The sequence below is a fragment of the Caulobacter sp. D5 genome, from assembly GCF_003185805.1.
GTDB lineage: Bacteria > Pseudomonadota > Alphaproteobacteria > Caulobacterales > Caulobacteraceae > Caulobacter.
In genome coordinates this window covers 1-5,972 of record NZ_QHJY01000374.1, presented here as the reverse complement: position 1 = coordinate 5,972, position 5,972 = coordinate 1, and the positions used below count along the sequence as shown (strand labels likewise).

Here is a 5,972-nt window from a genome sequence, read left to right as displayed (position 1 = left end):
CGACGGCCTGGCGCCGACCGCCCTGCCCGCCCTGGGCCGGGCCTTCATCGACATCCTGTCGTCGGTCGGCGGCGACGCGGCCCGCGCCGGCCGCGAGGACCAGCGCCGCGATCTAGCCCGCCGCGAGAGCGTGCGCCGCTTCGTGCTGCCCAGGCTGGCCGACAAGACGCTGTCGGTCGAGGCCATCAGCGCCGGGGCCGGCATCTCGCGCTCGTCGCTCTACCGGCTGTTCGACAAGCAGGGCGGGGTGGCGCGGTTCATCCAGCTGATCCGCCTGGACGCCCTGCGCGCCGTGCTCGACGCCCAGGGCCACGCGGCCCCGGGCGAGGCCGAGCTGGCCGAGCGCCTCGGCTTCGGCGGCGTGGCGCAGATGGAGCGCCTGTTCGCCGAGGTCTACGGCGCCGGCCTGCGGGCCTATCGCGAGGCCATCGGCGACAAGCCCCGCAACGACCCCGACCTCGCCAAGCGGCGCTGGGAAGGCTGGCTGAACGAGCTGGACTAGACCTCGAGGCGCCTACGGGGCCTTTGGCGGTCGCCCGACCAGCACGCCGCGTCCATGCGGGGCGATGTAGACGACGCCGTACTCCAGCAAGTCCCCGGCCACGCCCTGGATGTCGCCGAACTGGTGGGCGTCGTCGTTGATCCGCGTCCAGGACGCGCCCTCGTCGTCCGAGCGCCACAGGCCGCCGCGCCCGTCGACCTTGCCGTAGAGATAGACCGCCGGGTAGCCGTCCTTCTCCCTGGGCGCGCCGAAGCTGACCGACCAGGCCGCGTCGACCTTGCGGGCCGGCTTGAACGGCGCGCCGGCGTCGCGCGAATGCAGCAGGCCCGACGGCAGGGCGATCCACAGGTCGCGCATCCGGGTCGGCACGACGGCCAGCTGGGCGCGGTCCCAGTGCTGGGCCGCCGGCAGGCCCGAGGCGATCGGCGTGAAGGTCACGCCGCCGTCGACGCTGACCAGCACGCGGCCGCCGGCCCGGTCGTGCACGTAGAACACCCGCTCGACCACCTTGTCGGCGACCGGAACCAGGGTCTGGTCGCTGGCGGGGGGCCAGCCGGCCGAGGCCTTCCAGGTCTTGCCGCCGTCGAGCGAGGCGTAGCCGGCGTCCTTCTCCGGCGCCCACAGCAGGGCCGAGCCCTTGGCCGACACCGCGATCGCGCCCGGCCCGCGCCAAGGCTGACCTTCGCCCGGAACCTTGTAGGGCTGGGCCGGCATCGGCCGCCAGTCGGCGCCGCCGCTGGTGGAGTAGAAGGCGTTGGCCTTGCCGTTGGCGGTGCGAACGATGTAGCCGGGCTTCTGGCCGGCGTAGTCGACGCTCCAGTTGCTCTCGGTGTTGGGGCGGAAAAGGCCGTTGGCGGGCGGACGGGTAACGTCGTCCCAGGCCGCCCCCGCGGTGTCGCCCATGGCGGCCAGCAGGGTAGCCCCGCCGGTGGGCGAGACCAGCTGGGTGACCGCGCCCTCTTCCAGATTGTCGATCCGGGCGTCCAGCGCCACTGGGGCCTCGCCGCCGGCGGCGGTGAGGTTGCGGCTCATCCACAGGCCGCCGCCGTGGCCGTAGATCAGCTCGTCGGCGTCGAACGGATTGACCCGCAGGGCCGAGATCCAGCCGCCCATCTTGCGCTCGGGATTGGTCTCGGCCAGCCACGGATAGGCCCCCGCCGAAAAGCCGGCCTGGCGGCTGAGCGCGCTCCACTTGTTCCCGCCGTCGCGCGAGACGAAAACGTCGTCGTTGGGCCACCAGCGGTTCAGGGTCGAGACCACCAGCGCGCCGTCCGGCCCGACGTCGATCCCCGAGAAGCCGCCCTGGCGGGCCTCGCCCTTCAGCGGGGAGATGTCGCGCCACTTGCCCGAGGCCGGGTCGCGCTTCTGCACGCTGCCGCCCTTGGCGTGGCTGGGATTGACCGCGAAGGCGCTGCCGTCTCCCTCGGCGAAGGCGACGTAGAGCGTTCCGTCGGCGGCGAACACGGCCCGCTGCGGCAGCTGGGCCGGCGCCCCGGCCACCGGCTGGAACGAGGCGCCGCGGTCGTGGCTGACGAACAGCCCGCCCTTGCCGTCGGCCCCGCCGACATAGAGGTCGCCGCTCTTCGGCTCGAAGATCACCAGGTTGATGGCCCGCGCCGGCGAGGCGGCGACCCTGGCGAAGCTGACACCGCTGTCTGTGCTGCGCCAAAGCCCGTCCTGGTTGGAGCCGAACCAGATCGTCTTGGGATCGTTCGGATCGACCATCAGCCGCTCGCCCGCGCCGCGGCCGTCGGCGTTGCCGCCCACGTGGATCGGCAGCTCGGTCTTCTTCCAGGTGGCGCCGCGATCGTCGGAGCGCAGCACGGCGCCTTTGCGCCCCCAGTCCTGGAGATAGAGGCCGCAGACGGCGTAGAGCTTGTCGGGATCGGCCGGATCGACCGCCAGGCTCAGCACGCCCATCAGGTCGGCGTCCTCGCGCGGCAGGTGGTCGAGCAGCGGGATCCAGCGCTTGCCCGCATAGTCGTAGCGATAGGCGCCGCCGACGTCGGTGCGGGCGTAGAGCAGGCCCTTCTCGCGCGGGTGATAGACGAAGCCGTCGACATAGCCGCCCGCGCCATAGGGCACGCTCGCCCAGCCATAGGGCTGGTCGGCCGCGCGGGCCTGGGTCGCCGGACCGCCCACGGCCAGCATCACGGCCAGGGCCGCGCCGCCCAGGACAGGCTTCATCCGATCGAAGAACATCTGGTTTCCCCCGCTGCGCTCTGGACGATCCTCAGGCCCGGGCCGGGGTCGTCCTTGATATTGTGAGCGCTACCATACCGAAGCCGATTAATCCTACAATACGGGATTTCACGGTTATGGGGATAAGGACGTCAGTCGGATCCCGCCTTGGCGGGGAGGCGCGAAGCGGCGCCGGCCTCAGGCCCGTTCGCGCATGCGCTTGAAGATGTCCGACAGCCGGTTGTCGCCCGGACGGGCGCTGGCGGCGGTCGAAACCGGCGCGGGCTTTTCGGCGTAGGCTTGCAGGAAGCCCAGGTCGCAGGCGGCGACGTCTTCGTTGGCGGCGGCCGGCGGGCAGCCGAAGAAGCCTTCCAGCGCGCGGACCATGGCTTCGGCCTCGGCCTGCAGCGAGGGACGCCCGGGCTCGGGTTCGAACTCGGCCTCGGTCTCCGCCGTCTCGAAGATCTGATACGGCAGATTGATCTGGTTGATCATCGAGAAGAGGCGGTTGACGTCGCCGGACATGTCGTGGCTCCACCGCAAGGCGGTTCGGGGTTCAAGGTCGTCTGGCCCGCCTTTCCTTCCCCGCCATTTCGGCGAGCAGGACGAGGGCGGACGAGTAGTACGTGCGATCCGGCGGCGTCCCCCGAAGCCTCTGGATCGACGGGTCGTTCAGCGCCAGGGCGGCGATGTCGACACCCCCGCTAGATAGCGGAAAGTCGGCTTCATGACCGTCGGACATATTGACCCATGCCGGTGGCCGTTTTTGGGCTTGAATGTTGCCGCGCCAGTAGTCCGCGGTCTGCGCGGCCAGCGAATCCTGGCCGCCCCAGGCCAGGTAGAGCGGCACGCGAATGGCGTCGAAACCAAACAGCGGCGGCTTGTCCGGGGCCGGCGCCAGGCTGCCGTCCGAGCGCACCAGCAGCCAGTCGGGCGGAACCTTCCGGGGGCCGAACCGGCCGTCGCGCGCCAGCCCCACGCCGTCGGCGATCAGGGTCCGCCACGGCGCCTCGGCCCCGTCGGCGGACGCGAAGTCCTGGAAGGCCGGCAGGATGAAATAGGACGGGTTGACGATCACCCCGTCCGGGCCGCGGAAGCCCTCCAGCCCGGGCAGCAGCACCGTGCGCCCGCCGACCTCGACCACCAGCCGCTCGGCGATGGCGTCGCGCAGGGCCTTGGACGCGACCAGATAACCGTCGTCGCGCCAGCGCCGCCCGGCCCGCAGCAGCGCCCAGGCCGCCAGCACGTCGCCGTCGGCGGCGTTGTTCTGGTCGGCGACGGGCGGCCTCGCGCGGGGATCGTAGCGCCAGGCCAGAAGCGGCGCGTTCTTCTGGGCCAGGTTGGCCCGGGTCCAGTTCCAGGCGCGGTCGAAGGTCTCGCGGTCGCCGTGGCCCTCGGCCAGCAGCATCGTGTAGCCCTGGCTCTCGCTGTGGCTGACGCCGCCGTTCTCGGGATCGATCGTGCGGCCGTCGGGCTGCACATAGGCGGCCTTGAACGCGGCCCAGCCCTCGGCGGGCGGCCTGGCGCAGGCGCCCGAGGCCCCGGTCGCGGCGATCGCCACCGCCATCAGCAGCCTAGACCCGGTGCTCGAACACCAGCGGCGAAGCCGAAGGATCGCGGCAGGTGGTGACGCCGCCGGGACTGCCTTGCGCGGCGAGCCAGGCGCCGTAGGCCCCCGCCAGAATCTCGGCCATGAGCGGCGGCCATGCTCGTCTGTCGTCGTCGTCGAGCGCATTGGGACAGGCCCCATGGGTGATGAGGATATGATCGTCCGCCGCCGCCAGCCGGGTCCAGCCCCAGTCCATCCCGCCCAGCACGACGTTCAGCTGCGCCTCCAGCTCGTCGAGCGTCTCGACGGTCGGCAAGGCGAAGCGTCTAGCCATGCGCTCGCCCGTGGCCCGCAGGAAGCGCCGGGCGGCGGTCGGATCGGCGACGGCGGTCAGTTCCCCGGCCAGGGCCGCCAGGAACGGCGACCACTGCGGGCTGACGCGGCGACGGTTCAGGTAGTCGAGGTCGCGCGCCCGGGCGTCGTCTGCGCTCATCGGCCGCCCTCCCCGCCCAGGGTCTGCTTTACGCCCACGCTGACGGCGGTCTCGTTGTAGACGCCGAAGGTGTTGAAATTGACGGCCCCGCCGATGCTGGCGCCGGGCCGGAACTGGTAGTCGGCCGACAGCCCGCCCGATATGCCAAAACCGCTGGCGCTTTCCGCCAGATAGCGCGGGAAGACGTCGCTGTCGGCCAGGGCCAGGGTGTTGAGCTCGGTCTGCAAGGCGACGTCCATCGGGAAATAGGCCGCGCCGGCCTGGTTGTAGGTCTGGTAGCCCGGCGCGATCGCGCCCTTGAACTTCCACGGCCCCTGGCGGCCGGTGACGCTGATCGGCGCGGTCAGGCTGGTGAACGACTTGGGGCTGAAATAGCCGCCGTGGCCCAGGCTGAAGAAGTTCTGGTTGTTGTCGAAACCCTGCTGATTGAGGTTGAAGCCGACCTGCACCTCGGTCTCGCCGCGGCGATAGGGGCGGATGTAGCCGCCCAGATTGACCTGGTAGCTGTCGTTGTCGGCCACGTGCTCGCCGTCGTAGTGGCCGTAGCTGGCGTCGCCATAGAGGCCCGAGGCGCCGTCGTCATAGGACAGGCTGACCCCGCCGCCGGTGCGCATGACGCGGCCCCAGCGCTGGCCGGTGACCGGATCGCGGGCCCCGGCATAGGCCACGACGCTGTCGGTGACCGGACGGCGCTCGATCCACAGCTTGCCCTGGCCGTTGGCGCCCAGACGCGGCGAGAACGCCACGCCGCCGGCGACGTCAATGTCACCGAAGCCGATCGGGGTCGTGCCGATGTCGGCCGACAGGGGACCCGCCGCCATGGCCAGGTCGATCGCCGCCCCCGAGGCGCTCTGCGGCGGGGCGGCGGCGTAGACCGGCGCGAAGGCGCCGACGATGGCGCGGGCGTTGATGATCTGGTTGGCGCCGTAGCGCTGCTCGGCCGAGCCCGAGGGCGTGCCGCCGTCGATGCTGACCGGCGAGATCGAGGCGGTGAACCGCACCTCGCCCAGCGACGCCGAGGCCGCGGCCCGGGCCGACAGCTCGTGCAACCGCCCCAGGCCCGCCTCGCCCGAGCGGGCGCGGATCTGGGCCGAACCGGAGACCTCGGCGGCAGTGCGGGCGGTGATCTCGGCGATCTGGCGGTCGATGTCGCCGACCACCGGGTCGCGCGCGGCCGGAGCTGCGAACGGATTGCCCGGCGACGGCGAGACGGTGGTCGTGGGACGCGGCGAGGCGGCTTCGCCCGC

Annotated in this window: 6 protein-coding genes; 1 reads left to right on the top strand and 5 read right to left on the bottom strand. The window is 71.8% G+C overall.

Annotation, left to right across the window (positions count from 1 at the left end):
* On the top strand, positions 1-502 hold a 502-nt coding region (locus tag DMC18_RS21280; RefSeq protein ID WP_146218158.1), incomplete at its 5' end, for an AraC family transcriptional regulator.
* Positions 503-514: 12 nt separating this feature from the next.
* Here the strand turns inward: DMC18_RS21280 and DMC18_RS21275 are convergent.
* The 5 genes from DMC18_RS21275 to DMC18_RS21255 all read right to left on the bottom strand — a co-directional run.
* Positions 515-2,704: a sialidase family protein gene (locus tag DMC18_RS21275; protein ID WP_110120704.1), complete on the bottom strand. Its 2,190-nt coding sequence runs from the start codon at positions 2,702-2,704 to the stop codon at positions 515-517.
* Between the two features lie 177 nt (positions 2,705-2,881).
* A complete protein-coding gene (locus DMC18_RS21270; RefSeq protein ID WP_110120705.1) occupies positions 2,882-3,208 on the bottom strand; it encodes a hypothetical protein in 327 nt (108 codons plus the stop codon).
* 31 nt (positions 3,209-3,239) lie between these two features.
* Entirely contained in the window at positions 3,240-4,250 is a 1,011-nt protein-coding gene (locus tag DMC18_RS21265; protein WP_110120706.1) for a glycosyl hydrolase family 8, read from the bottom strand.
* Between the two features lie 7 nt (positions 4,251-4,257).
* On the bottom strand, positions 4,258-4,725 hold the full coding sequence (gene bcsD, locus DMC18_RS21260) for a cellulose biosynthesis protein BcsD (RefSeq protein ID WP_110120707.1): 468 nt from the start codon (positions 4,723-4,725) through the stop codon (positions 4,258-4,260).
* On the bottom strand, positions 4,722-5,972 hold a 1,251-nt coding region (locus tag DMC18_RS21255; protein ID WP_199232602.1), incomplete at its 5' end, for a cellulose synthase subunit BcsC-related outer membrane protein. The genes bcsD and DMC18_RS21255, both read right to left, overlap by 4 nt.